Here is a 282-nt window from a genome sequence, read left to right as displayed (position 1 = left end):
CCCCGGACGAAGAAGCGCTCGCGGCCGGCGTCGCCTGCGCCGCCTGCACCGCCATCGCCGAGCGTTCGCCGAAGGCGCAGTAGAACAAAAGCTGCTTGCTGGTCGATCGGGCCAACTCGTGCAGCATGCCGCCAGGGGCGATGTTCTCCTGCAGCCTGGGATAGGGCAGATGGATGGCGCCCGGGATGACGCCACGCCGCTCCCGCTCGGCGCTCTCGCGCAGATCGATCAAAGCCACGTCCGGCCTGCCGACAATCGCCAGCGCCTCGTCCGCCGTGACAG

At 69.5% G+C, this 282-nt stretch carries 1 protein-coding gene; it reads right to left on the bottom strand.

Annotated features, from left to right (window positions below):
* A partial coding sequence (locus tag EN818_RS32270) for a rhodanese-like domain-containing protein (protein ID WP_281039976.1) occupies nucleotides 1-282 on the bottom strand: 282 nt, incomplete at both ends.

Source organism: Mesorhizobium sp. M3A.F.Ca.ET.175.01.1.1 (genome assembly GCF_004791945.1).
GTDB lineage: Bacteria > Pseudomonadota > Alphaproteobacteria > Rhizobiales > Rhizobiaceae > Mesorhizobium.
This window is presented reverse-complemented; position numbering and strand designations above follow the sequence as displayed.